This is a genomic window from Synechococcus sp. MU1617, assembly GCF_020514235.1.
Taxonomy (GTDB): Bacteria; Cyanobacteriota; Cyanobacteriia; order PCC-6307; family Cyanobiaceae; genus Parasynechococcus.
The window spans coordinates 61,242-83,537 of sequence record NZ_VTLB01000001.1 but is presented as its reverse complement, the minus strand read 5'-3'; the positions used below and the strand labels follow the sequence as shown (position 1 = coordinate 83,537).

Here is a 22,296-nt window from a genome sequence, read left to right as displayed (position 1 = left end):
GAACAACTGTCAGATCAACCGGACCGGAGTCTCACCCATCGTCAACCACCCTGCTCAGATTCGCTCGCCAGTTCCTGAAGCCGCCGGTACAGGGCCCGTTCCGCATCCCCCAGATCAGAGGGGATCACCACAACAATCTCCACCAGCTGGTCCCCGCGCTCGTCATCCAGCTGCAGCCCGCGCCCCCGCAGCCGCAGCAAACGTCCACTGGATGAGCCTGGAGGCACCTGCAGCGTCACGGGTCCATCCAGGGTCGGCACATCCACAGCGCAGCCCAGTGCCGCATCCGGCGGGAACAGCATCAGCTTGTACAACACCCGCAGACCGTCAATCCGCAGCCCATCGTCAGTCACAACCCGAAGCTGCAGGAAATGATCACGGCCACCGGGGGCAACGCCTTCAAGCCGCAAACGCCAGCCATCTCCTGCCAAGGGAGGTGTATTCAGCTCGATCATCGTGCCGTCATCGAGCGTCAGTTCCACCATGGTTCCCTGGAGCGCCTGATCCGGGGTGAGATGAACCACTGACTCGAGATCTTCCACAGCACGCACCGGCGGCGGTGGCGGCGGTGCCGACACTGGACTTCGGAAGGGTGGATCGGGCTCTTCCTCAACCTGAGCGGCCGATCGACCTGATCCGCCGCCGAAGATCACATCGAGGTAGTCCTCAAAATCAGGGAAGCCCTGGGCAAAAGGATCGGCGACATCCGCCCTGGATCCACCCCCCTGCTGCCAGGCCTGGCGCCGGCGGGGATCGCTGAGCACCGCATAGGCCTCATTGACCAACTTGAAGCGCTCCTCAGCAACGGGATCATTGCTGTTGAGATCGGGATGCCAGCGGCGTGCTTCCCGGCGAAAGGCCCGTTTGAGTTGCTGATCCGTGCAGTCGGAATCGACCCCCAGCAGAGACCAGTAATCAGGCTCAGCGGTAGATGTCATCGTCCCAAGGTGCAGGGTCACGACGGCTCAGACCACGGCCACGTTCACCCGGACGGCTGGGAGGACCCCAGGGGTCGTCGTCCCAGTCATCAGCAAACAGCTCATCTTTGAGCGAGCCCAGGGTGTTGCGAATGCCCTGAAGCGGACTGCCATCGGCCTGACGTTCCGCCGACAGACGACGGTTCAACCCGAACAACGCCTCCTCCAGACCACTCACGCAGAGATCAAGCTCCTGAAGGTCATCGTTGGCGAGGCAATCCTGCACGTCACGCATGGCCATTTCAACGGCCCGTTGCTGACGTTCAGCTCCATAGGGCCCCAGCTCGAGTGAGGCATCCCGCAGCCGCCGTTCCGCCTGGGCAAGCAAGGTCTGAGCCCTGTTGCGGCGCTCGATCTGGTTGCGTTTGCGCCTGTCCTCATCAGCCCTGGCTTCGGCTTCCGCCAACAGAGCGGTCACATCCTCCTCATTGAGGTTCGAGCCGCCCTGGATCGACACAGACTGCTTGCGGCCCGTGGTGCGGTCGGTGGCACTGACCTGCAGCAGGCCATTGGCATCGATATCAAAGGCCACCTGCACCTGGGGCACCCCCCGCGGGGCCGGTGGTATGCCGGAGAGACGGAAACGACCGAGGGATTTGTTGTCCGTCGCCATCTGGCGCTCCCCTTGCCAGACATGAATTTCCACGGACGACTGATTGGCTTCCGAAGTGCTGAACACATCGGACTGGCGAACCGGAATCGGGGTGTTGCGAGGGATCAGCACCTTCATCAGTCCACCGATCGTCTCCAGTCCGAGCGACAGCGGGGTGACGTCGTTCAGCAACAGATCCCTGAGTTCGCCCGTGAGGATCCCCGCCTGAACGGCAGCACCGATCGCCACCACCTCATCGGGATTCACCGATTGGCAGGGATCGATCGGCACCAGGGTGCGCACCAATTGCTGCACCATCGGCATCCGCGTGGCGCCACCCACCAGCACGACGTCATCGATGTCGTCGGCCGCCCAGCCGGAGTCGCGCAGGGCCGCTTGAACCGGACTCAGCAGACGATCCAGCAGATCGGGGCAGAGCCCTTCGAAGGTGGCGCGATCCAAGCGGGTTTCGATGTGCAGCGGACCCTCGCTGCCGGTGGCAATAAACGGCAGCGAAATTGGGGTGCTCAGCACGCCGGAGAGTTCCTGCTTCGCTTTTTCAGCGGCTTCCGTCAACCGCTGCAACGCCTGACGATCGCGCCGCAGATCAACCTTGTGCTCTGCTTCAAAAGCATCGGCGAGCCAGTTGACGATGCGCTGATCAAAGTCGTTACCGCCGAGTTGGGTGTCGCCGTTGGTCGCCTTGACGTCAAAAACCCCGTTGGCAATGCGCAGCAATGACACATCAAAAGTGCCTCCACCCAGGTCGAAGACGAGCACCCGCTTGACGGCGCTGCGATCAAATCCATAGGCCAGGGCAGCCGCCGTGGGCTCATTGAGGATGCGCTCCACCGAAATCCCGGCCAAGCGTCCGGCGTCGCGAGTGGCTTGTCGCTGCGCATCATTGAAATAGGCGGGGACGGTGACCACCGCGGCTTCCACCGGTTCACCCAGGTAGGTGGACGCATCATCGACAAGCTTGCGAATGATGCTGGCCACCAGTTCTTCAGGGGCGTACTCCCGCTCGGTCACCGGGCAGGGCACCCGGACCTGTCCCTGGTCATTGGCACGCACTGTGTAAGGCACAGACAAGCTGCTGTCCTCCAGTTCGTCCCAGTCACGACCAACGAACCGCTTCAGGTTGGAAAAGGTGTTGCGGGGGCTGAGCACCAGCTGGCGCCGGGCCAGTTGCCCCACCAGCAGTTCCTGATCTTTGGTGTATCCGACAACGGAAGGGGTGGTTCGTCCGCCCTCGGCATTGGCGATCACATGGGGACGACCTGCCTCCAGCACAGCGACAACCGAATTGGTGGTCCCCAGATCGATTCCGACGATCCGCCCCATATCCCTGAAAACTTGATCCCCACGCTAACGGCAGGTCCAAACCGGCTCCAGTCCCCCGCTTAAGCCGTTCTTAATGACCTCCAGCGGTTCGGGTCATACGTTGTAGGGGCGCGCCATTGGCTGCATGTCCGACCCGGACAGTCGTTACTTGCTCCGAAGCCGTCCACCTGCGGAAAAGTTGGTGGACAACAGTTTCAAAAACCTCGCCATCGCCATGGCTTCCGCCGTGGCGATCGTTCTCTTTTCCATTTTTGTTGTGGTTTTCCAGGGGAGCCTGGATTCCATGGCTCGCTATGGCTGGCAATTTCTGGTCACCTCGGACTGGAATCCGGTGGACGATCAGTACGGGGCCGGGGCTGCGATCTACGGCACCTTGATCACATCACTGCTGGCGTTGTTAATCGCGGTCCCCCTCGGGGTTGGCACAGCCATTTTCATCACCGAAAACATCATCCCCAAGCAGATCAGGGACGTGATCGGCCTGATGGTGGAACTGCTCGCGGCGATTCCATCGGTGGTGCTTGGCCTCTGGGCCATTTTTGTGATGGAACCGTTCATCAGGCCTGGGCTTGAACTTCTCTATCAGCTGTTCAATTGGTTCCCCCTGTTCAGCACTCCGCCGATGGGTCCTGGCACCATTCCTGCGGTGTTGATCCTGGTGGTGATGATCCTGCCGATCATCACGGCGATTTCCCGTGATTGCCTGAATCAGGTTCCACCGCAACTCCGCCAGGCGGCCTATGGGGTGGGCACAACCCGCTGGGGAGCCATCATCAATGTGATTCTCCCGGCAGCGATTTCCGGAATCATTGGTGGTGTGATGTTGGCCTTGGGCCGCGCCATGGGCGAGACCATGGCCGTGACGATGATCATCGGCAATTCCAACAACTTCAGCGTGTCGCTGCTGGCCCCCGGCAACACCATCGCGGCGATGTTGGCCAATCAATTTGGTGAGGCGGATGGCTCACAGGTGTCATCACTGATGTACGCAGCGTTCGTGCTGATTGTTCTCACCCTGTGCGTGAATATTTTTGCCCAGTGGATCGTGAAGCGTTTGAGCCTGAAGTACTGACATGACACAGACACTCACCCACAACCAAGCCGAGTCAGCATCTGACCTCAGCTACAAACCCCTTCAACGCAGAAACATCAGCAGCAGGGCACTCTCGTTTCTGGCAGCCCTGTTTGCCACGATTGCTGTCCTACCCCTGATCCTTGTGCTGGGTTACGTGCTCGTGCAGGGGGGGGGCAAGATCAGCCTGGCCCTGCTGACGCAACTCCCTCCTCCACCAGGCCTCGAAGACGGTGGCATCGCCAATGCAATCGTTGGAACGCTGGTGGTGACGGCCATCGCTGCACTGATCGCCGTTCCGGTGGGCGTCGGTGGCGGCGTTTTTCTGGCGGAATACTCCCATTCGGGATGGTTCGCTCAGTTCATCCGCTTCGGCACCAATGTGCTGGCCGGGGTGCCATCGATCATTGCTGGCGTTTTCATTTACGGCACGATCGTCACCAGTCGAATTCTGTTCGGGAACGCTTACAGCGCCGCGGCCGGAGGCATGGCACTGGCGGTGCTGATGCTTCCCACAGTGATCAAAACCACTGATGAAGGCCTGAAGCTGGTGCCCGACGATCTCCGGCGTGGTGCCCTCGGCGTGGGGGCATCCCGGTTTGTCACCGTTGTTCGAATCACCCTCCCTGCAGCAATAACCCCGATTGCCACAGGGGTTGTGCTTGGCATCGCCCGAGCAGCAGGGGAAACAGCTCCTTTGATCTTCACCGCTCTGTTCTCACCGTTCTGGTCGGATCTGCTCACGCCGGAAGGGATCTTCGCTCCAATCGCGACCCTCTCGGTGATGATCTACAACTTCGCGATCATGCCCTACGAATTTCACAACGAGCTGGCTTGGGCCGCATCGTTTGTGCTCGTGGTGATGATCCTGGCCCTGAACCTCTTCTCTCGCTGGCTGGCGCGATTTGCTGCCAAATAAACCGCTTCTTACTTAAAACAATGACGACTCTTCAACAGCCCCAAGCCACCGAGTCCTACAACACAGACATCGCCCTTGCCCTGCAGAACGTCACGATCAGCTACGGCAATTTCGAAGCTGTCAAAAACGTCTATTGCGAGATTCCCCGAGGCAAGGTGACAGCCTTCATCGGACCATCCGGCTGTGGAAAGTCAACGGTGCTTCGTTCATTGAATCGGATGAATGATCTGATCGAAGGCTGCTCACTGAAGGGAAGCATTCTGTTTGGGGGCGTTGACCTTTATGGGCCCAGGATTGATCCCGTGGAAGTGCGCCGCCGAATTGGGATGGTGTTCCAACAACCCAACCCATTCCCGAAGAGCATCTACGAGAACATCGCCTTCGGTGCTCGCATCAACGGCTACACGGGAGACATGGATGAACTTGTTGAGCGTTCCCTCCGCCAGGCGGCGGTTTGGGATGAGTGCAAAGACAAGCTGAATGAGAGCGGGTATTCGCTGTCCGGCGGACAGCAGCAGCGCCTCTGCATCGCCCGCACGATTGCGATTCAGCCGGAGGTCATCCTCATGGATGAGCCCTGTTCAGCCCTCGATCCCATCTCAACGTTGAAGATCGAGGAGACGATGCATGAGCTCAAGAAGAGCTTCACCATCGTGATCGTGACCCACAACATGCAGCAGGCCGTTCGCGTCAGCGACATGACCGCCTTCTACAACGCAGAGGCGGTTGAAGGCGGAACCGGAAAGGTGGGTTACCTCGTGGAATTCAACGACACAGACAAGATTTTCAACGCCCCCCAACAGCAGGCCACCCAGGACTACGTCGCTGGTCGTTTCGGCTGATCGTCTGTCATTCACCCCGGCCAAGACCATGGTTGACGTACAGACCTCAAATGGGCAAAAAAAATCCGGTCCTGAAGGACCGGAGAAGCGGAGAGCGAGGGATTCGAACCCTCGATAGAGTTGCCCCTATACAGCATTTCCAGTGCTGCGCCTTCGACCACTCGGCCAGCTCTCCACCGGCTAAATGGGGCAGGTGAGAATGTAGCAGGGCACTGCCAGCTGACCTTCATGCGTCCCAGCCACAGGATCACGATTCATTGGCGCCAGGAGGGTCGCACCATCACCCACGACGTCCCTGAAGGGGACTACATCCTGCGCAGCTTCGAAGAGCAGGGCGACCCGCTTCCCTTCTCGTGTAGGAACGGATGCTGCACTGAGTGCGCCGTTCGCGTGCAGAGCGGCAGCCTCGACCAGCGCGAAGCCATGGGTCTGTCACAGGAGCTGAGGGCTCAGGGCTACGGCCTTCTCTGCGTGGCCCGCGCCGTCGCCCCCCTGGAAGCTGAAACCCAGGATGAGGATGAGGTGTACGAGCTCCAGTTCGGACGCCACTTCGGCAAAGGGCGCGTCACCGCTCGCATTCCCCTCGAGGAGGAATGAGCATGCAGGAATCGATCTGCAGCCAGGCCGCCCGCGATGGCGGTCTCACCCCAGGCGATCTAGAGCGACTTGTCGCCGTGGCCCGCTCAGCGGCCGATGCCGGCGGCCAAGAACTGATGCGCCATTACGGACGCCTGTCGTCCATCGAAAGCAAAGGCCGCATCGGCGACCTGGTCACCAATGCCGACGTTGCGGCCGAGGGCATCGTCTTGAAGCTGCTGGCGGAGCAGACCCCTGAGATTGCTGTGCTGGCAGAGGAAAGCGGGGCAGCCGGACAGCAGGACGGCCTGAGGTGGTGTGTTGACCCCCTCGATGGGACAACGAACTTCGCCCACGGCTATCCCTTCTTTGCCACCTCGATCGGGCTCACCCTGGGCCAGAGACCGATTCTCGGGGCCATCGCTGTGCCCTTTCTCAAAGAGTTGTACTGGGGGGCACCGGGGATCGGAGCGTTCTGCAACGACAGCCGCCTACAGGTGAGCAGCTGCGCTCGGCTCGAGGACTCCCTGCTCGTGACCGGTTTCGCTTACGACCGGCACACCCGACTCGATAACAACTACGCCGAGTTCTGCTGGTTCACCCATCGCACCCACGGCGTGCGCCGTGGCGGGGCTGCAGCTGTGGATCTGGCCTTTGTGGCTGCTGGCCGCCAGGACGGCTACTGGGAACGGGGCCTATCGCCCTGGGATCTGGCAGCTGGAGTGGCGTTGGTGGATCTGGCCGGTGGAACCGTCACCGGATATGGCCATCGACCCTTCGACCTCTCCAGTGGTCGGGTCGTTGCCGCTGGCGCCAGCCTGCATGCGGCGATCATCGATGGTTTGTCTCAAGTGAAACCACTGCCTGGAGCCGCTTTCGGTGCGCCCGAGGTCACGGCCATGGGATCCTGAGGCGTGGCCGTGAGGATGTGAGATGGCGCTGCAACCTGCAGCTGGCGCAAAGGATCTGAATCCACGTCAGGTGGAGACCAACCGACAGCTGACGGAACGTCTGGCGTCGGTTTACCGCCTCTGGGGCTACAACGAGGTTTCGCCACCCCGGGTGGAACGCCTGGCCACCCTGATGGCCGGCGGTGCCATCGACAGTTCAGACATTGTTCGTCTGGTGGCGGATGACCCCCTCGGGCTGCGACCTGAGATGACTGCATCCATCGCCAGAGCCGCCTGCACCCGATTTGCAGATCGCCAGAGACCGCTGCGGCTCTGGGCCTCCGGGACGGTGTTTCGCACCCGTTCCGCCGATGAGGGGGGACAGTGCATCGAAGAAAACCTGCAGAGCGGCGTTGAACTGTTCGGCGTCAGTGGCAGTGAAGCGGAGATGGAACTGCTCAGCCTGTTGATGGCCTCCGTTCAGACCTTGGGGCTGCAGGCCAGTCAGAAGCCGAGGCTGCTGCTGGGCCACACCGCCCTGATGGATCTGGTGCTCCGTCCGTTCAGCGGCGCGCTGCGCGATCAGATCCGCACGGCACTGATCGATTTCGACCGATTGGCCATCGAGAGCTTCGATCTCGCCGACGCTGAGAAGAGCAGGCTGCTCTCCCTGATGGAATGCCGCGGCACCCCCGACCAGGTGCTGGCGCAGCTCACCAGTATCTGCGGGGAACAACCGGTTTTCGACGAGTTGCGTCGCCTCTGTGTCCATCTCGCCTCGGCTGCTCAAGCGCAGGCCGTGACCATCCAGCTCGACCCAACCTTCCAACCCCATTTCGAGCTGTACACCGGCCTGGTGTTCCAACTGGTCTGTGATGGCCGCAGTTCACCAGTGGTGATTGCCCGCGGCGGCCGCTACGACGATCTGGTGCGCCGTTGCGGCGCAACGGGTGACCGGGCCTTTGGCGCTGGATTCAGTCTGGCGATCGATCCGATCCGCGAACTGATTTCGGACTTGGATGCTGCCGAACAACAGCAGTCCGATGTTCTCGTTGCTTTTTCAACGGCCTCGAATCTGGAATCCGCCATGGAGCGCCAGCGCAGCTGGCATGAGCAGGGACGACCAGCAGTGATGGCCCTTGAAGCATTGGCGTCCAAGCAGGAGGCTGAACAGCAGGCGAAGGCCCAGGGTGATCTGGAGCTGGATTGGCTCGATCCTTAGGATCCCGTTGTTCAGCAGGACCTCCATGGCTCATTCCATCGTCACTGACGTTTGCGAGGGCATCGCTGACTGCGTTGATGCCTGCCCAGTGGCCTGTATTGACCAAGGCAAAGGAAAGAACAAAAAGGGAACCGACTTCTACTGGATCAATTTCGACACCTGCATCGATTGCGGCATTTGCCTGCAGGTGTGTCCCGTTGAAGGTGCCATCGTTGCCGAAGAGCGTCCTGACCTCCAGAAGTCGCCCTGAGCCAGAACAAGGTACGGAGACCCCTCTGAAACAGCCGTTGAGCCAGGGTGAAGCCTGTCTCTAGTGTCTGGTTTTTCGCAGCAAAGGAATGGCGGTCCTGGAGGAACAGGGTCAGATTCAGATCCACACCGAAAATATTTTCCCGATCATCAAGAAGGCCGTCTACTCCGGCCATGAGGTGTTTCTGCGGGAACTGGTCAGCAATGGCGTGGACGCCATCAGCAAGCGGCGGATGGCCGCCATGGCTGGCGATTGCAGCGAAGGGGACGACGGCGCCATCCGGATCACGGTGGATCGGGAAGCCAAGACCATCACCATCAGCGACAACGGCATCGGCATGACCGCCGATGAGGTGAAGCGCTACATCAATCAGGTGGCCTTCTCCAGTGCCGAGGATTTCCTGGAGAAGTACAAGCAGGAAAACGACGCCATCATTGGCCACTTCGGCCTGGGCTTCTATTCCAGCTTCATGGTGGCCGAGCGGGTGGAGCTGCTGACCCGTTCAGCCCGGCCCGACTCTGAAGCCGTGCGCTGGAGCTGTGATGGTTCCCCGAACTTCAGCCTCACTGCCGCCGAGAAAGAGCAGCCCGGCACAGACGTGATCCTTCATCTGATGGAGGACGAGCTCGAATATCTCGAACCGGCTCGGATCCGCACCCTGATCAACACCTACTGCGACTTCATGGCAGTACCGGTGCAGCTGGAAGGGGAAACCATCAACAAGATGGATGCCCCCTGGCGCAAAAGCGCCAGAGATCTGAGTGATCAGGACTACATCGATCTGTACCACTACCTGTATCCCTTCCAGGGCGACCCCCTGCTTTGGGTTCACCTCAACACCGACTATCCCTACAACCTTCAGGGCATTCTTTTCTTCCCCAAGCAAACCGGTCGTGCCGACTGGGAGAAGGGGGAAATCAAGCTGTACTGCAACCAGGTGTTCGTCAGCGATTCGATCAAGGAAGTCGTTCCCCGCTACCTGTTGCCCCTGAGGGGGGTGATCGATTCACCCGACATCCCCTTGAACGTGAGCCGCAGTGCTCTCCAGACCGACCGTCGCGTTCGCTCCATTGGCAACTTCGTCGCCAAGAAAGTTTCCGACCGGCTGCGGAACCTGAAAAAGGAGGATCCCAAGGGCTACGCCGAGGCTTGGGATGCCCTTGCACCCTTCGTGAAGATCGGCGCCATGGAAGACGAGAAGTTCGCCGAGCAAGTGTCGGAATTGATCCTGTTCGCCACCACCGCTGCTGCAGGGGAAGGGAACGACGCTGACCCGATCGCCTGCGATGGCCGTGCCTTCACCACCCTGGAGGGATACCGCAGCCGACTGGCCGCTGATCAGAACAAGCGCGTGCTCTACAGCACCGATGACGTTGCCCAGGCTGGAGCACTCAACCTCTGGACCTCCCAAGGCGCGGAGGTGCTGAAGCTGGAGACGGTGATCGACACCCAATTCATCCCGTGGCTGGAGCATCGCCATGAGGAACTCACCTTCCAACGTGTCGATTCTGAACTGGACGAGAGCCTGAAGGACAACGACGCCGAACTCGCCGATCAAGACGGCACCACGGAGTCCGACCGACTGCGAGACCTGATCAAGGCAGCTCTGGCCAACGACAAGGTGACCGTTCAGGTGCAGGCACTGAAAGCCGAAGGGGCACCGCCGGCGATGATCCTTTTGCCGGAACAAATGCGCCGGCTGAACGACATGGGCGCCTTGATGGACCAACGCCTGCCAGGTCTTCCGGAGCATCACGTTCTGCTGGTGAACCGTCGTCACCCCCTTGTGGAGGGGATGCTCAAGTTGCGTGCCGGGGGCGTGCTGGTGGGAGCGGCGGAAACGTCTCCAACCGCAAGCCTGGCCGAGGATGTGGCGTGCCATCTCTATGACATGGCACGGCTGGGCGTGGGGGGGCTGGAGCCCAATGAGCTGGCCGGATTCCAGACCCGCAGCGCTGAATTGATGGGTGCCCTGATGCAGAGAGGACTTTGAGCTGAAGACCTTTTGCTAAGTTGATTGTTTGGAACTGGTTTCTCAGCTCCAAACAACCTCTCAGTAGAAGGACATCGTCATGTCACGGGTGTGTCAGCTCACCGGTACTCGCGCCAACAACGGCATGGCCGTGAGCCATTCCCACATCCGCACCAAGAAGCTGCAGCAGGCCAACCTGCAGCAGCGTCGGCTCTGGTGGGCAGAAGGCAATCGCTGGGTGAAGCTGCGTGTCACCACGCGCGCTCTGAAAACCATCCAGAAGAAAGGCCTGGGCCCCTACGCCAAGTCTCTGGGCATTAACCTGGCCAAGATCTGAGATCTTGAACGGGTGAATCGGCGGGAATTACTAGTCAAGTCCGGCCTTTTCCTTACAGCCCTGACCCTTTCACCCTCGCGGGCTTCGGCCCTCGGGGGTGTTGTTTTGGAAACGGGAACGACCGTTCCCCATTTTGATCTGCCCGGATCCAGCCAGTCCGAACCCGACCGGAAGCGATGGAGCAGCCGTGATCTCCGCGGCCGTTGGCTGGCGGTTTATTTCTATCCAAGGGATTTCACCGGGGGATGCACAATCGAAGCCAGGGGCTTCGAAAGCCTCCACGCCGACTTCCTTCAGGCCGGGGGCGAGGTCATCGGCATCAGCGCTGACAGCGTTGACGACCATGAATCCTTCTGTGAAAGCGAGGGGTTGAGCTTCCCCCTGCTGTCCGATCCCGACGGAACCGTGAGCAAGGCCTACGGGTCCTGGATGGCGCCGTACTCGCTACGCCACACCTTCCTGATCGATCCCGAAGGGGTCTTGCGTGAGCGGTGGGTGGCGGTTCGACCCAACGGTCACGCCCGGGAGGTGCTGGATTCGTTGACGTCTTTTCAGAACAAAGCCACCGTTTGACAAAAAAGGCCTTTTGCTGAATGGTGGAACGAACGAAGTGTTGTTCAAATAAATGGTTGTGGGTCAGAGTTCGTTTGTAATCCTCTACCACCGCACTCCGTTCGACGAATCAAAAGACAAGAACGGGAAAAGAATATGGGTCGATCAGAAAAGCCCTAACGGAATTATTCCGACACTTCGCAATCTTTTTCGCAGCTGCGAAAAAGGAACCTGGATTGCCTGGAGACGCGTCGACGATCAGTCGAATGAGGGCACAGAACGGTTTGAGATGGACAACCCTTCGCCGTTTACTCTGTGCAGAATCCCCCTGGAAGATGAACAGATTTCCAGTTTTTATCACATCACCTCTAAAGAATGCTTCTGGCCGATTCTTCATACATTCCCAACTTACTTCAATGTCAACAATGCAAATTGGAAAATCTTTGAAGAAGTCAATAAGTGCTTTGCCATGGCGGCTTGTGCGGAAGCCGCTGAAGGCGCAACAGTTTGGGTGCATGACTACAACCTTTGGTTGGCTCCGGGATACATCCGAGCAGAACGTCCCGACCTAAAAATCGCCTTTTTCCATCACACTCCGTTTCCAGGAAATGATGTTTTCGCCATCCTTCCCTGGCGAGAACAGATTCTGGAAAGCCTGCTCTGTTGTGATGTCGTCGGCTTCCACATTCCCCGCTACACAGAAAATTTTGCCCGTGCCGCCATCACCCTGGTTGGCGCCAAACGTGGGCCCAAAGTCCCGGTGGATAAGAAATTCATTGAGGTCGGCACCGCCCTTTCGGAAGGCACGGTGACCAGTCACCTTGAGCACAACGGTCGCACCGTTCAGCTACTCAGCTCTCCGGTGGGCACCTCCCCAGATCTGATCCAGGAGTTGTGCTGGAGCCCGTCTGTTGAAAGCCATGGTGAATTGATCGTTCAAGACACCAAAAAAGGCCGAAAGCTGATCCTCTCCGCCAGTCGGGTGGATTACACCAAGGGGAACGAAGAGTTGCTGCTTGCCTTTGAACGTCTCTTGGAACGACGCAAGGATCTGCATGGGCAGGTGGTGCTGATGCTGGCCTGTGTGGCCGCTGCCAGTGGGATGAAGATCTACGAAGACACCCAACGCTCGATCGAAGAAATGGCCGGCCGAATCAATGGCCGCTTCAGCCAGATTGATTGGGTCCCCATCCGCTTTTCCACCCGCCGGATCCCCTACGACGAAATGATCGCCTGGTTCTGCCATGCCGATGTCTGCTGGATCACACCGCTGCGGGATGGACTGAATCTTGTAGCCAAGGAATATGCCGCTGCTCGACGCAACCGTGGCGGCGTTCTTGTTCTCTCGGAATTCACCGGAGCCTCGGTTGTGCTCGATGGCGCTGTGCTCACCAACCCGTATTCGAATCGCCGCATGGATGAGGCCATCGAATCGGCACTGGAAATGGATGAAGACGAACAACGCGACCGAATGAGCCGCATGACCGATGCCGTGGAGAGCTACACGGTTCGCGACTGGGCTGATGAACAGATCTCTGGTCTGTCCTCCTCGACCCCGCAATGAACATGCGCCGCTGGCTCGCAGGCGGCGCCTTGGCTCTGGTGATGGCCCTGGGAGCTCTGGTTGGATCAGCCGCTTTGCGAGCGGAGGAGGTGAGCATCCTCATGCCCTCGTCCTTCACCGACGCCAGTGCTGATCTGGTGAAGGCCTTCAACCGCGAGCATCGCGGGCGGATTCATCTCAAATTGATTCGAGGTCCGTTGAACACGGAATCGATTTCAGACCTGGCGATCAGCAGTCTTCTTCTTGGAGATGCGCCGTTCGACGCGCTGCTGATGGATGTCACCTGGCTGCCGAAATATGCCGCCGCCGGTTGGCTGGAACCGCTGGATCCCTGGTTTGATCCGGGCGATCAAGAACAGCTTGTGCAAGGGGCACGGCTCGGCAATGACTACGACGGACATCTCTACCGCTGGCCCCTGGTGGCCGATGTGGGGCTGCTCTACTGGCGCACGGATCTGATGGATCAGCCACCGACAACGCCCGACGCGCTGGTGGACATTGCTGGACAGCTGGTGCAAAGCCAAGCCGTTGCCAACGGTTTTGTCTGGCAGGGGCGTCAGTACGAAGGTCTGAGCTGCGACTTTCTTGAAGTGCTGCAGGGCTTCGGCGGTGACTGGATGGACACCACCACCAACACCATGGAGCTCGATACGCCTGCGGCGACGGCCGCGGCGGCATGGTTGAACAATCTGATTCGCAAAGGCGTCAGCCCTTACGCCGTGACCAATTACGCCGAAGCAGAGTCGCTTCAGGCCTTCAAAGCCGGGGATGCCGCTCTGATGCGCAACTGGCCTTACGCCTGGGCTGAACTGCAGAAGGACGACAGCAAGGTGAAAGGCAACGTCGGCATCAGCCTGATGGTGGCCCAACCGGGTGAACGTCCCGGAGCCACCCTTGGCAGCTGGGGGCTGAGCCTGATGCGGCAATCGCAGCACCAGGAGGCAGCGGTGGAAGCGATTCGCTATCTCACCAGCGAAGCCGCCCAGCGGGCGCGCTTTCTCAACAACGGCTACACCCCCATCCAGGCGGATCTGTTCAACGACTCGGAGATGCTGAAGGCCTCCCCCGTGCTGCCGGATCTGCTGATGGCCTTGAACCATGCGGTGGTTCGTCCGCCAACCCCGCTTTACGCCCAGCTGAGTGATGTGGTGCAGCGGGAACTCAATGGCTTATTCACCGATGCCGGGTCCGCCGATGAGGCCATGACCACCAGTCAGCAACGGAGTCAGACCCTGCTGCGTGCTGCGGGAGCCACGCCATGACCATGCTCCTGGCTGCTCCGGCGCTGCTGTTGATTGCGGTGGTCTTCGGCTGGCCGATGCTTCGCTACGCCTGGCTGAGCTTCCACGCTGATTCCGTTCTCACGGGCCTTGAACCGGTGGCCAATGGCGGGGCCAACTGGTTGCGACTGGCGGCTGATCAGCGCTTCTGGCTGGATGCCGGACAGACCGCGCGATTCGCCCTGATCTCCGTGGGTTTGGAGTTGCTGTTGGCCCTGGCCATTGCGCTGCTCCTGCATCAGCGCTGGCGTGGCAGAGGCGCCGTTCGTGCCCTGACCCTGCTGCCCTGGGCACTGCCCACAACGATGATGGCCCTGGGCTGGCGCTGGATCTTCAACACCCCCTATGGCCCGATCGAGGTGCTGGCACGAAGCCTTGGCCTCAACTCCCTGGATCTGTTGTCCACCCCATCGATCACCTGGCTGGTGACCGTGTTTGCTGATGTCTGGAAAACAACGCCCTTCATCACGCTGATTCTTCTGGCGGGGCTCCAGAGCATTCCCGAGGACCTCTACAGCGCCTTTCGTCTGGAAGGGGGAACGCCCCTTCAGGCCCTTCGCCGGGTCACCTTGCCGCTGTTGCTCCCCTACATCCTGCTGAGCCTTCTGTTCCGCTTGGCCCAGGCCTTCGGGGTGTTCGATCTGGTGCAGGTGCTTACCGGTGGTGGTCCCGCAGGCAGCACCGAAAGCATCGCCCTTTATGCCTACCTCAACGGCATGCGCTTCCTTGATTTCGGCTACAGCGCGACGGTGATGCTCGCAGGATTTCTGCTGCTCACCGCGCTGATCCTGGCTGGCACATTGCTGCTGAGGAGCTCCGGTCTGCTGAGGCCCCTGGACCGATGACGGATGAATCGATGACACGTGGATCAATGACACGACGCTCCCTCTGGATTGCACTGCTGTTGGTTTGGTCCCTGGGTCCGATGCTGTGGCAGCTGGTGAGTTCCTTCACCACCGCAGATGCCCTGGTCAATGACCAACTGAGCTTCTGGAGCCGTTGGACGCTCAACAACTACCGGGATCTGCTCAGCACCGATCCACCGTTCTGGCGTTACCTGTTCAACAGCAGCTTTGTGGCCTCCCTCACCACACTGCTCACCTTGATGCTCGCCATCCCAGCCGCCTACGGCATGGCCAAACTCCCGGATCGGTGGAAGGGAAGCCTCAGGGCCGCCGTGGTGGGAGCCGCCCTGTTTCCCTATGTGCTTCTGTTCCTAGCGCTGCTCGAACTGGCCCGCACCTTTGCGCTGGGCAACAACCTGATCGCCATCGCCATTCCCTACAGCGCTCTGTCGATGCCCCTGGCCCTGCTGCTGCTCACGGCAGCGTTTGAAGCCCTGCCCAACGATCTCGAAGACGCAGCAAAACTGGAGGGTCTGTCGTTGTGGCAACGGCTGCGTTGGGTGCTTCTCCCTTTGATTGCACCGGCCTCCGCCAGCACGGCAATCCTGGTTTTCCTGTTTGCCTGGAACGAATATCCCGTGGCCCTCACCTGGCTGAGCCGCAGCGATCTGCTCACATTGCCGGTGGCGATGGCACGAATTGCGGGATCATCGACCTATTCGGTCCCCTACGGCACCTACGCGGCAGCCACCGTGCTTGGTGCCATTCCTCTTTTGGTCCTGGTGTTGGTGTTCCAGCGCCAGATCGTCAGTGGACTCACCAACGGAGCCATCAAGGGATGACACTGCAACTTCGGGCCATCAACAAGCGCTTCGGCGAGCGTCAGGTTCTCAACGAGCTTTGTCTCGATGTGGCGAATGGCGAATGCGTCGCTCTGCTTGGGGCCAGTGGCTGTGGGAAAAGCACGGCCTTACGTCTGATTGCCGGACTCGATCACCCCGATCAAGGGTCGATTCGCATCAATGGTGCGGAGATGGTTGACGTGCCCGCTGAACGTCGCCGGGTGGGGATGGTGTTTCAAAGCTATGCCCTGTTCCCGCATCTGAATGTGTGGGAGAACCTCGAACTTGGGCTGCGAATGCGGGGCGGCACCGCCGGTGCCCGCGATGAACGGATCCGCAGCGTCCTGGAGGTGTTGCAGCTCAGCGGGCAGGCCCAGCAACGGCCCTCACAACTATCGGGCGGACAGCGCCAGCGCGTCGCCCTGGCCCGCGCCCTGTTGCGAGATCCCCTCGTTTACCTGCTCGATGAGCCGATGAGCAATCTGGATGCCCAGTTGCGCGAGGACCTGCGACCTCAATTGCGCCGTCTGATGATTGGCGGTGAACAGCCTGTGGTCTATGTCACCCATGACCAACAGGAGGCGATGGCGCTGGCAGATCGCATCGCTGTGATGCGCGAGGGATGCATCGAACAGATCGGAACGCCCCGTGAGCTGTACCTGCAACCGGCCAGCACCTTTGTCGCCCAGTTCATCGGCCGCCCGCAGATGAACCTGCTGCCAGCCAAGGACGGGGTGATCACGGGCATCCGACCTGACGACGTGCGGCTCGATCCCGATGGCTCGCCCTGCACGATCCTCAGCCGTGAATGGTTCGGAGCCAACCAAATGTTGCTGGTGCGCTGCGATCGCGGCGACCTGCGGCTGGTCTGCCCCGGAGAAACAGAAATTGAGGCTGAACCACGCGTCAGTTGGCCCAGCGCTTGCGAGCACCACTTTGATGCCGTCAGCGGCCTTCGGCTGCCATCCGATTGAGAAGCTCGCTGTGCGCTGACGCCTGGCGACGCAAGATTTCGGTCTGATCAGGATCCGCTGGACGATCCACTTCTGGCCGCCAAAGGCTCAACAGATCATCGACAGAGGGAAGGGACCGCAATGGCGTGCAAGGCACGTTGGCCATAGCCGCTGCTGCCTCCACCTTTGGGTCGTAGCTGAGGGCAGCCATGGGGCTGTTGGCCAGTCGGGCCAGGATCAGGGCATGCAAGCGCATCGGCAGCACGAGGCGCGCCCGCTGCACCAAGTCGGACACAGCCTCCAAGGACTGGGGCACCAGGGTTGAGCTGCGCGCTTTCAATCGCGCCGGCAGCAGACCTTGATCACTCAGGTGCTGAAGCAGCGGTGCGTCCTGGGTGTGATGGAACGCCAGCCAGATCACCGGCGCCGCCAAGTCGGCACTAAGCAGATCCAGAGCTTCCGTCAAGCGACGCCAGCCCAAGTGATCCAGCAAAGGTGTTGGACGCCAGCTGATCACGATGGCGTCTCCACCGAGCCAAGGGCGCGCCGGCATCTGCCAGACCGGATCGGCGGCCAGGACCATCGGCAGCTTTGGGGCCCAGCACTGGGCCCAATCAAAGGAGCGCTGATCCCTCCAACTCGCTGCTTTGCAGAAGGGCAAAACCATGCGAACCAATAGCCGACTGATCCGACGTTGCAAGGGTCCAAGGCCCTGCCCCCAAAGAACCACCTCAGCGCCACCGAGGCGGGCAACCACCATCAGCAGGAAGTAATAAACAAGGCTGCTGAAGCTGGTGCTGTCCTGCAGCAGGCTCCCGCCACCAAGTACGAGCACATCCGCCCGCAGGGCCGCACGAAGACAAAGCAGCAAGGAACGACGATTCACCGTCTGCGCCGACGGAGCCAAAGCCAGAACGGGTGCCGGATCGCGGGCGGTAATCAGCAGCTGCTGCGGCTGGGGAAGTGACGACAGCAGCACCTGAAGCAGTGCGTCGTCGCCAAGGTTGTGCTCTCCGTAGTAGCCGCAAAGCAGCAATACAGGCGCAGTGGGGCGGACCACGGACAGCAGCCTGTTCACTCCGGGCATTATCAACCGATTCCTAGGATTCAGGGCATGCACGCGTTGTCACTCGGAACCTGGTGGATCCACGTCGCCTCCGTGGTCGAGTGGTGCGTCGCGATCGTCTTGATGCATCGGCGCGGGCTGCCGGGCATGGCCTGGGCCATGCTTCCGGCCCTCGTCAGTGCAATGGCCGCCTGCACCTGGCATCTGTTTGACAACAGCGAAGCGTTGAGGGGCCTGGTCACCCTTCAGGCCCTGTTCACCGTGATCGGCAACTGCACCCTGGCCTTTGCGGCTTGGCAGCTCCAACGACGCCGAGTGGTGGACGGAGTCAGCGCTCCATGAACTTCGATCCCGCACCGCTGTTCGCGGCCTCGCTGATCCCCTATCTGCTGTTTCTGTACTGGCTCAGGAAAAGTGAGGCGCTTCCGCTGATGGCGGAACGGGGCTTCCAGCTCACCCTTCTGTTTGTGGCCGTCACGATTGGTGCCGCCATTGCCGCCCTGCGCTGCTGCTCCGCCGAACTGGTGGAGATCGACTGGTTGCATGGTGGGGCAGAAGCCTTTCTCACCCTCAGCAATACGGTTTTGGTGATCGGACTGTTGTTACCAACCACCAAAAAAGGGTGAACAACTCTTAAGAGAGTCAGGCAAGGCGTCTCCATCACCGGAAGATGAGGTGTCGCTCATTGGCTCGAATGCTGACCCACCTTTTCGCGATCGCTCCCGCCACCGTGTCCTGGTCTCCCAAGGTCGCCTTGGTGATGATCCTCTGCAATGTGGTTGCCATCATGGTCGGCAAGGCCACGATCAAGCACCCCAACGTTGGTGCTGGACTCCCCAACGCTTCCTTCTTCGGCGGAATGGGCCACGCAGCCCTGCTCGGCACCACCAGCCTGGGCCACATCATCGGCATCGGCGCCATCCAGGGTCTGGCCGCCCGCGGCGTGCTCTGAAGCACATGACTTGAGGGAGGAGCCAGTCTCCTCCCTGAAACAACTCTTGGCTCAAAGCAGATACGGCAGCAGACGAAGGCCGTAACGCTCGAAGTTGTAGTCGAACAACAGCTCAGACAGAGCTGGGGCTTCTGTTGAAACAGAAAGCCCATGGATCAGACGTTGAAGACGCCGATCCGCCCTTGGATTGTCGAGTCCCCACCAGGTGCGCCGCGCCAGCCGGCCAGACACCAACCAGCGCCAACTCCGCTGGTCCTTGAGCTGCTGTTGGTATCGACGGGCCATCGTCGTGGAATCTCCCCGAATCCCTTCAGCGATCAACAGATCGGCCAATTGATCAGCGCTGTCCATGGCATGGCGGATCCCTTCTCCCCCAAGCAGGTTGGCGGAACTGGCCGCATCCCCCACCGCCAGCAGCGCCCCGGCCGCTAACGGTTCGGTGCGTGAGATGCTGCTGGACACGGGGCCGCCATGGCGATCCAGCACCGGGCAGGCGCTCAAGCCACAGCGTTGAATCAAGCGCTGAAGGGGGCTAGCCAGGCTGCCGGGAGTCGATCGATCCGCCGGTGGAAGGTGACAGACGCCCACCTTCAGCCGTTGCCCTTGCATCGGGAAGATCCAGCCGTATCCGTGGGGGATCCAGGCGGTGCCCAGGAAGAAACTGATCCGATCCCGCCAGGCAGCGGACTGACGGTCGTCGGCTTGGAGCAACCACTCAACGCCGATGCCCTGCAGCAATGGATCCTCCGGATTGGGGCTGAGGCCGGCCTGCTGCAGCAGATCTCGGCGTGCACCCGTGGCATCAATCAGCCAACGAGCTGAGCGTAATGACGTCCATCCATCGCGGGTCTGCAACCGGACACTGGCCCCTTCGGCCGAAAGCGAGCTCAGCGCAGCCCGGCAGTCCTGAATCAACTCCACCCCATGGCGACGCGCCTGCTCCCAGAGCCAGGACCGAAGCCGACCAAAGTCGAGCACCACCCCCAGATCGCCGGCAGACCACCACTGATGAACGAGACCCGAGGGATCGTGCAGCTGCCAGCCCTGCCAGGTGGCGGCAATGGCTTCATCCGGCAGACCAAGCCGACGAACAGCGTCCAATGGCAAAGCACCACTGGAATAGGCATGGCGATGGGGATCGGCCAAGCGATCCACCAAGGTGACCTCAACACCCGCCCGCGCCAGTTGAATCGCCAAACGGGCACCGGACGGCCCCGCGCCAACGATCAGAACCGACACCGATTCCTCAGCCTTAGGCCTGGAGGGCCTTGATCGAAGCGGTGGATGGCAGATCACCAGAGGTGTTGCTGAAGCGCTCAAGGATGCGTTCCGCCATCTGCGCAGGAGTGAGGCCGAGGGCCTCCTTGCTCTGCTGCGGCGTGGCGTGATCGACCAGCTGATCGGGGATACCGATGCGCAGCATCGACACGTTGATGTCCTGATCAATCAACGACTCAAGAACCGCTGCGCCAAAGCCACCGGGGAGCGCCCCCTCTTCCATGGTGACCACGCGGGGGATGCGTCGCGCCAGGGGATGAATCAGCGCCTGATCCAGGGGCCGCAGGAAGCGAGCATTGATCACAGTGGTGGAGAGCCCCGCTTCTTCCAAGAGCGTTGCTGTGGCTAGGGCAGGAGCCACCATCGAGCCGTAGGCCACGATCATCAGATCGTTGCCTTCCCGCAGCAGTTCACCGCGGCCGATCGGCAGCGATTCCCAACCTTCTTCCATCAACGGAACGCCTTCACCGGAGCCCCGGGGAATCCGCAGCGCCGTGGGCCCGTCGTGATGCAGGCAGGTCACCAACATCTGCTGCAGCTCAGCCTCATCCTTCGGCGCCATCACCGTGAAGTTGGGAATGGCCCGCATGTAGCTGATGTCGTATTGACCCTGGTGAGTCGGGCCGTCAGCACCGACGATGCCGGCACGATCCAGCACGAAGGTGACGGGCAGCTTCTGAATGCCAACGTCGTGGATCAACTGGTCGTAGGCGCGCTGCAAAAAGGTGCTGTAGATGGCGACGACAGGGCGCAAACCCTCGCAGGCCATGCCAGCCGCCAAGGTGACGGCATGTTGCTCAGCAATACCAACGTCCACGTACTGGTCCGGAACAGCCTTCTGAAGCAGATCAAGACCGGTACCGGTGGCCATGGCCGCGGTGATGCCGATCACCCGACTGTTCTGCTCACAGAGCTTGACCAGGGTCTGGCCAAACACCTTGCTGTAGCTGGGGGGCTTGGGTTTCGAGGACGGAATCGCCTTGCCGGTGCCGAGATCAAACGCCGATTGGGCGTGATAGCCAACCTGATCGGCCTCGGCGTAGGGGTAGCCCTTGCCCTTTTTGGTGACCACATGCACCAACACAGGGCCGCCCTCACGGTGGGCCGCCTGGAAGGTGCGCACCATTTCACCGATGTCATGGCCGTCGATCGGCCCCATGTAGGTGAAACCCAGTTCCTCGAAGACAGCACCCACCTTCGGAACCGCGAGGCGACGCATGCTCCCCTTGAGGCGGTTGAGTTCCGCAGGGATCTCACCACCCATGAAGGGCAGGTGCCGAACGCTTTCTTCGACACTCCCTGAGAGGAACTGCATCGGTGGGCTGAGCCGCGCACGGTTCAACACATTCGACAGCGCACCCACCGGCGGGGAAATCGACATGTCGTTGTCGTTCAGCACCACCAGAAACGGCGTGTTGGGAAGGTGTCCGGCGTGGTTGATCGCCTCCAGAGCCATGCCGCCTGTCAGGGCTCCATCACCGATAACGGCAACGCATTTGAACGACTCACCCCGGTTGTCCCGCGCCATGGCCATGCCCAGCGCCGCGGAGATGGACGTGCTGGCGTGGCCAGCTCCGAAGTGATCGAAGTCGCTCTCCGAGCGCTTGAGATAACCCGCGACCCCGTGCTGCTGGCGCAGGGAATCGAATTCGTTGAACCGGCCGGTGATCAATTTGTGGGGGTAGGCCTGATGGCCGACATCCCAGATCACACGGTCATGGTCGAGGTCGAGCGTCTGGTATAGCGCCAGGGTCAGCTCCACAACTCCCAAACCAGGACCCAGATGACCACCACTGGTGGACACCACCTGCAGATGCCGCTCACGAATCTGCCGAGCCACATCCTCGAGCTGAGCCGGGCTGAGTCCGTGCAGTTCATTCGGATGCTTCAGATCTCCGAGATGCATGCACCGACAACTCCAATACGTGCAATCTACGGGAACCGACCCGGCCCCTGTCTGGATCGAACCCT

At 60.6% G+C, this 22,296-nt stretch carries 23 protein-coding genes and 1 tRNA gene; 18 read left to right on the top strand and 6 right to left on the bottom strand.

The annotated features are described in order from the left end of the window. Nucleotides 1-41: 41 nt before the first annotated feature. Both FZZ90_RS00560 and dnaK read right to left on the bottom strand, forming a co-directional pair. The gene (locus FZZ90_RS00560; protein WP_226423853.1) at nucleotides 42-938 is read right to left on the bottom strand and encodes a DnaJ domain-containing protein; all 897 of its coding nucleotides are present in this window, start codon (nucleotides 936-938) and stop codon (nucleotides 42-44) included. After that, nucleotides 922-2,913 (bottom strand): molecular chaperone DnaK, encoded by a 1,992-nt coding sequence (gene dnaK / locus FZZ90_RS00555; protein WP_226423852.1) that lies wholly within the window; start codon nucleotides 2,911-2,913, stop codon nucleotides 922-924. The genes FZZ90_RS00560 and dnaK overlap by 17 nt, the downstream gene beginning before the upstream one ends. 124 nt (nucleotides 2,914-3,037) lie before the next feature. Between dnaK and pstC the strand changes: the two genes are divergently transcribed. From pstC to pstB, 3 genes are read left to right on the top strand one after another with little or no spacing between them, the layout of a single operon-like run. Beyond that, nucleotides 3,038-3,985, top strand: a complete 948-nt coding sequence (gene pstC / locus FZZ90_RS00550) for a phosphate ABC transporter permease subunit PstC (protein ID WP_226423851.1) — start codon at nucleotides 3,038-3,040, stop codon at nucleotides 3,983-3,985. Nucleotide 3,986: 1 nt separating this feature from the next. Then, nucleotides 3,987-4,904 carry a phosphate ABC transporter permease PstA gene (gene pstA, locus FZZ90_RS00545; RefSeq protein ID WP_226423850.1) on the top strand — a complete coding sequence of 306 codons (918 nt, stop codon included), beginning with the start codon at nucleotides 3,987-3,989 and terminating at the stop codon, nucleotides 4,902-4,904. A 20-nt stretch (nucleotides 4,905-4,924) separates the two neighbouring features. After that, nucleotides 4,925-5,746, top strand: a complete 822-nt coding sequence (gene pstB, locus FZZ90_RS00540; protein ID WP_226423849.1) for a phosphate ABC transporter ATP-binding protein PstB — start codon at nucleotides 4,925-4,927, stop codon at nucleotides 5,744-5,746. 88 nt (nucleotides 5,747-5,834) lie between these two features. On the opposite strand, the gene FZZ90_RS00535 is transcribed toward pstB, so the two are convergent. Next, nucleotides 5,835-5,921: transfer RNA gene (locus FZZ90_RS00535), tRNA-Ser, on the bottom strand. A 53-nt stretch (nucleotides 5,922-5,974) separates the two neighbouring features. Here FZZ90_RS00535 and FZZ90_RS00530 point away from each other — a divergent pair. The 12 genes from FZZ90_RS00530 to FZZ90_RS00475 all read left to right on the top strand — a co-directional run bounded on the left by FZZ90_RS00530 (nucleotide 5,975) and on the right by FZZ90_RS00475 (nucleotide 17,050). After that, nucleotides 5,975-6,343, top strand: coding sequence for a 2Fe-2S iron-sulfur cluster-binding protein (locus FZZ90_RS00530; protein ID WP_226423848.1), 369 nt, complete (start codon nucleotides 5,975-5,977; stop codon nucleotides 6,341-6,343). 2 nt (nucleotides 6,344-6,345) lie between these two features. Continuing rightward, nucleotides 6,346-7,233: an inositol monophosphatase family protein gene (locus FZZ90_RS00525; RefSeq protein ID WP_226424420.1), complete on the top strand. Its 888-nt coding sequence runs from the start codon at nucleotides 6,346-6,348 to the stop codon at nucleotides 7,231-7,233. Nucleotides 7,234-7,255: 22 nt separating this feature from the next. Beyond that, nucleotides 7,256-8,434 (top strand): ATP phosphoribosyltransferase regulatory subunit, encoded by a 1,179-nt coding sequence (locus FZZ90_RS00520; protein ID WP_226423847.1) that lies wholly within the window; start codon nucleotides 7,256-7,258, stop codon nucleotides 8,432-8,434. 25 nt (nucleotides 8,435-8,459) lie between these two features. Beyond that, nucleotides 8,460-8,684: a ferredoxin family protein gene (locus FZZ90_RS00515; RefSeq protein WP_226423846.1), complete on the top strand. Its 225-nt coding sequence runs from the start codon at nucleotides 8,460-8,462 to the stop codon at nucleotides 8,682-8,684. 88 nt (nucleotides 8,685-8,772) lie between these two features. After that, nucleotides 8,773-10,677 carry a molecular chaperone HtpG gene (gene htpG, locus FZZ90_RS00510; RefSeq protein ID WP_226423845.1) on the top strand — a complete coding sequence of 635 codons (1,905 nt, stop codon included), beginning with the start codon at nucleotides 8,773-8,775 and terminating at the stop codon, nucleotides 10,675-10,677. 79 nt (nucleotides 10,678-10,756) lie between these two features. Continuing rightward, a complete protein-coding gene (rpmB, locus tag FZZ90_RS00505; RefSeq protein WP_226423844.1) occupies nucleotides 10,757-10,993 on the top strand; it encodes a 50S ribosomal protein L28 in 237 nt (78 codons plus the stop codon). 12 nt (nucleotides 10,994-11,005) lie between these two features. Continuing rightward, nucleotides 11,006-11,566, top strand: coding sequence for a peroxiredoxin (locus tag FZZ90_RS00500; RefSeq protein ID WP_226423843.1), 561 nt, complete (start codon nucleotides 11,006-11,008; stop codon nucleotides 11,564-11,566). A 52-nt stretch (nucleotides 11,567-11,618) separates the two neighbouring features. Further along, entirely contained in the window at nucleotides 11,619-13,109 is a 1,491-nt protein-coding gene (gene ggpS / locus FZZ90_RS00495) for a glucosylglycerol-phosphate synthase (protein ID WP_226423842.1), read from the top strand. After that, nucleotides 13,106-14,371: an ABC transporter substrate-binding protein gene (locus tag FZZ90_RS00490; RefSeq protein WP_226423841.1), complete on the top strand. Its 1,266-nt coding sequence runs from the start codon at nucleotides 13,106-13,108 to the stop codon at nucleotides 14,369-14,371. The genes ggpS and FZZ90_RS00490 overlap by 4 nt, the downstream gene beginning before the upstream one ends. After that, nucleotides 14,368-15,234 (top strand): carbohydrate ABC transporter permease, encoded by an 867-nt coding sequence (locus FZZ90_RS00485; RefSeq protein WP_226423840.1) that lies wholly within the window; start codon nucleotides 14,368-14,370, stop codon nucleotides 15,232-15,234. The genes FZZ90_RS00490 and FZZ90_RS00485 overlap by 4 nt, the downstream gene beginning before the upstream one ends. A 26-nt stretch (nucleotides 15,235-15,260) precedes the next feature. Then, nucleotides 15,261-16,076, top strand: coding sequence for a carbohydrate ABC transporter permease (locus tag FZZ90_RS00480; RefSeq protein ID WP_226423839.1), 816 nt, complete (start codon nucleotides 15,261-15,263; stop codon nucleotides 16,074-16,076). Next, complete coding sequence (locus tag FZZ90_RS00475) at nucleotides 16,073-17,050, top strand: ABC transporter ATP-binding protein (RefSeq protein WP_226423838.1); 978 nt, start codon at nucleotides 16,073-16,075, stop codon at nucleotides 17,048-17,050. The genes FZZ90_RS00480 and FZZ90_RS00475 overlap by 4 nt, the downstream gene beginning before the upstream one ends. Here the strand turns inward: FZZ90_RS00475 and csaB are convergent. Beyond that, a complete protein-coding gene (gene csaB / locus FZZ90_RS00470) occupies nucleotides 17,022-18,116 on the bottom strand; it encodes a polysaccharide pyruvyl transferase CsaB (protein WP_370631001.1) in 1,095 nt (364 codons plus the stop codon). The two genes, FZZ90_RS00475 and csaB, sit on opposite strands and share 29 nt — an antisense overlap. Before the next feature lie 27 nt (nucleotides 18,117-18,143). On the opposite strand from csaB, the gene FZZ90_RS00465 reads away from it, so the two are divergent. The 3 genes from FZZ90_RS00465 (at nucleotide 18,144) to psaK (ending at nucleotide 19,047) form a co-directional block, all read left to right on the top strand. Next, the gene (locus FZZ90_RS00465; RefSeq protein WP_226423837.1) at nucleotides 18,144-18,437 is read left to right on the top strand and encodes a DUF2499 domain-containing protein; all 294 of its coding nucleotides are present in this window, start codon (nucleotides 18,144-18,146) and stop codon (nucleotides 18,435-18,437) included. Continuing rightward, the gene (locus FZZ90_RS00460) at nucleotides 18,434-18,721 is read left to right on the top strand and encodes a DUF3593 domain-containing protein (protein ID WP_226423836.1); all 288 of its coding nucleotides are present in this window, start codon (nucleotides 18,434-18,436) and stop codon (nucleotides 18,719-18,721) included. Before FZZ90_RS00465 ends, FZZ90_RS00460 begins: the two co-directional genes overlap by 4 nt. Nucleotides 18,722-18,789: 68 nt before the next feature. Beyond that, entirely contained in the window at nucleotides 18,790-19,047 is a 258-nt protein-coding gene (gene psaK / locus FZZ90_RS00455; RefSeq protein WP_226411830.1) for a photosystem I reaction center subunit PsaK, read from the top strand. A gap of 51 nt (nucleotides 19,048-19,098) precedes the next feature. Here the strand turns inward: psaK and FZZ90_RS00450 are convergent, their stop codons facing one another. Both FZZ90_RS00450 and dxs read right to left on the bottom strand, forming a co-directional pair. Beyond that, the gene (locus tag FZZ90_RS00450) at nucleotides 19,099-20,286 is read right to left on the bottom strand and encodes an NAD(P)/FAD-dependent oxidoreductase (protein WP_226423835.1); all 1,188 of its coding nucleotides are present in this window, start codon (nucleotides 20,284-20,286) and stop codon (nucleotides 19,099-19,101) included. Nucleotides 20,287-20,299: 13 nt separating this feature from the next. Further along, on the bottom strand, nucleotides 20,300-22,231 hold the full coding sequence (gene dxs / locus FZZ90_RS00445) for a 1-deoxy-D-xylulose-5-phosphate synthase (RefSeq protein WP_226423834.1): 1,932 nt from the start codon (nucleotides 22,229-22,231) through the stop codon (nucleotides 20,300-20,302). Nucleotides 22,232-22,296 lie beyond the last annotated feature (65 nt).

What these genes read in the sequence shown, in the direction of transcription:
- dxs (WP_226423834.1), bottom strand. Translation starts at nt 22,231, where the DNA reads ATGCATCTCGGAGATCTGAAGCATCCGAATGAACTGCACGGACTCAGC.
- pstA (WP_226423850.1), top strand. Translation starts at nt 3,987, where the DNA reads ATGACACAGACACTCACCCACAACCAAGCCGAGTCAGCATCTGACCTC.
- FZZ90_RS00475 (WP_226423838.1), top strand. Translation starts at nt 16,073, where the DNA reads ATGACACTGCAACTTCGGGCCATCAACAAGCGCTTCGGCGAGCGTCAG.
- FZZ90_RS00460 (WP_226423836.1), top strand. Translation starts at nt 18,434, where the DNA reads ATGAACTTCGATCCCGCACCGCTGTTCGCGGCCTCGCTGATCCCCTAT.
- pstB (WP_226423849.1), top strand. Translation starts at nt 4,925, where the DNA reads ATGACGACTCTTCAACAGCCCCAAGCCACCGAGTCCTACAACACAGAC.
- ggpS (WP_226423842.1), top strand. Translation starts at nt 11,619, where the DNA reads ATGGTTGTGGGTCAGAGTTCGTTTGTAATCCTCTACCACCGCACTCCG.
- FZZ90_RS00560 (WP_226423853.1), bottom strand. Translation starts at nt 938, where the DNA reads ATGACATCTACCGCTGAGCCTGATTACTGGTCTCTGCTGGGGGTCGAT.
- pstC (WP_226423851.1), top strand. Translation starts at nt 3,038, where the DNA reads ATGTCCGACCCGGACAGTCGTTACTTGCTCCGAAGCCGTCCACCTGCG.
- FZZ90_RS00490 (WP_226423841.1), top strand. Translation starts at nt 13,106, where the DNA reads ATGAACATGCGCCGCTGGCTCGCAGGCGGCGCCTTGGCTCTGGTGATG.
- csaB (WP_370631001.1), bottom strand. Translation starts at nt 18,116, where the DNA reads ATGCCCGGAGTGAACAGGCTGCTGTCCGTGGTCCGCCCCACTGCGCCT.
- FZZ90_RS00480 (WP_226423839.1), top strand. Translation starts at nt 15,261, where the DNA reads ATGACACGACGCTCCCTCTGGATTGCACTGCTGTTGGTTTGGTCCCTG.
- FZZ90_RS00465 (WP_226423837.1), top strand. Translation starts at nt 18,144, where the DNA reads ATGCACGCGTTGTCACTCGGAACCTGGTGGATCCACGTCGCCTCCGTG.
- psaK (WP_226411830.1), top strand. Translation starts at nt 18,790, where the DNA reads ATGCTGACCCACCTTTTCGCGATCGCTCCCGCCACCGTGTCCTGGTCT.
- FZZ90_RS00520 (WP_226423847.1), top strand. Translation starts at nt 7,256, where the DNA reads ATGGCGCTGCAACCTGCAGCTGGCGCAAAGGATCTGAATCCACGTCAG.
- dnaK (WP_226423852.1), bottom strand. Translation starts at nt 2,913, where the DNA reads ATGGGGCGGATCGTCGGAATCGATCTGGGGACCACCAATTCGGTTGTC.
- rpmB (WP_226423844.1), top strand. Translation starts at nt 10,757, where the DNA reads ATGTCACGGGTGTGTCAGCTCACCGGTACTCGCGCCAACAACGGCATG.
- FZZ90_RS00515 (WP_226423846.1), top strand. Translation starts at nt 8,460, where the DNA reads ATGGCTCATTCCATCGTCACTGACGTTTGCGAGGGCATCGCTGACTGC.
- htpG (WP_226423845.1), top strand. Translation starts at nt 8,773, where the DNA reads ATGGCGGTCCTGGAGGAACAGGGTCAGATTCAGATCCACACCGAAAAT.
- FZZ90_RS00525 (WP_226424420.1), top strand. Translation starts at nt 6,346, where the DNA reads ATGCAGGAATCGATCTGCAGCCAGGCCGCCCGCGATGGCGGTCTCACC.
- FZZ90_RS00530 (WP_226423848.1), top strand. Translation starts at nt 5,975, where the DNA reads ATGCGTCCCAGCCACAGGATCACGATTCATTGGCGCCAGGAGGGTCGC.
- FZZ90_RS00485 (WP_226423840.1), top strand. Translation starts at nt 14,368, where the DNA reads ATGACCATGCTCCTGGCTGCTCCGGCGCTGCTGTTGATTGCGGTGGTC.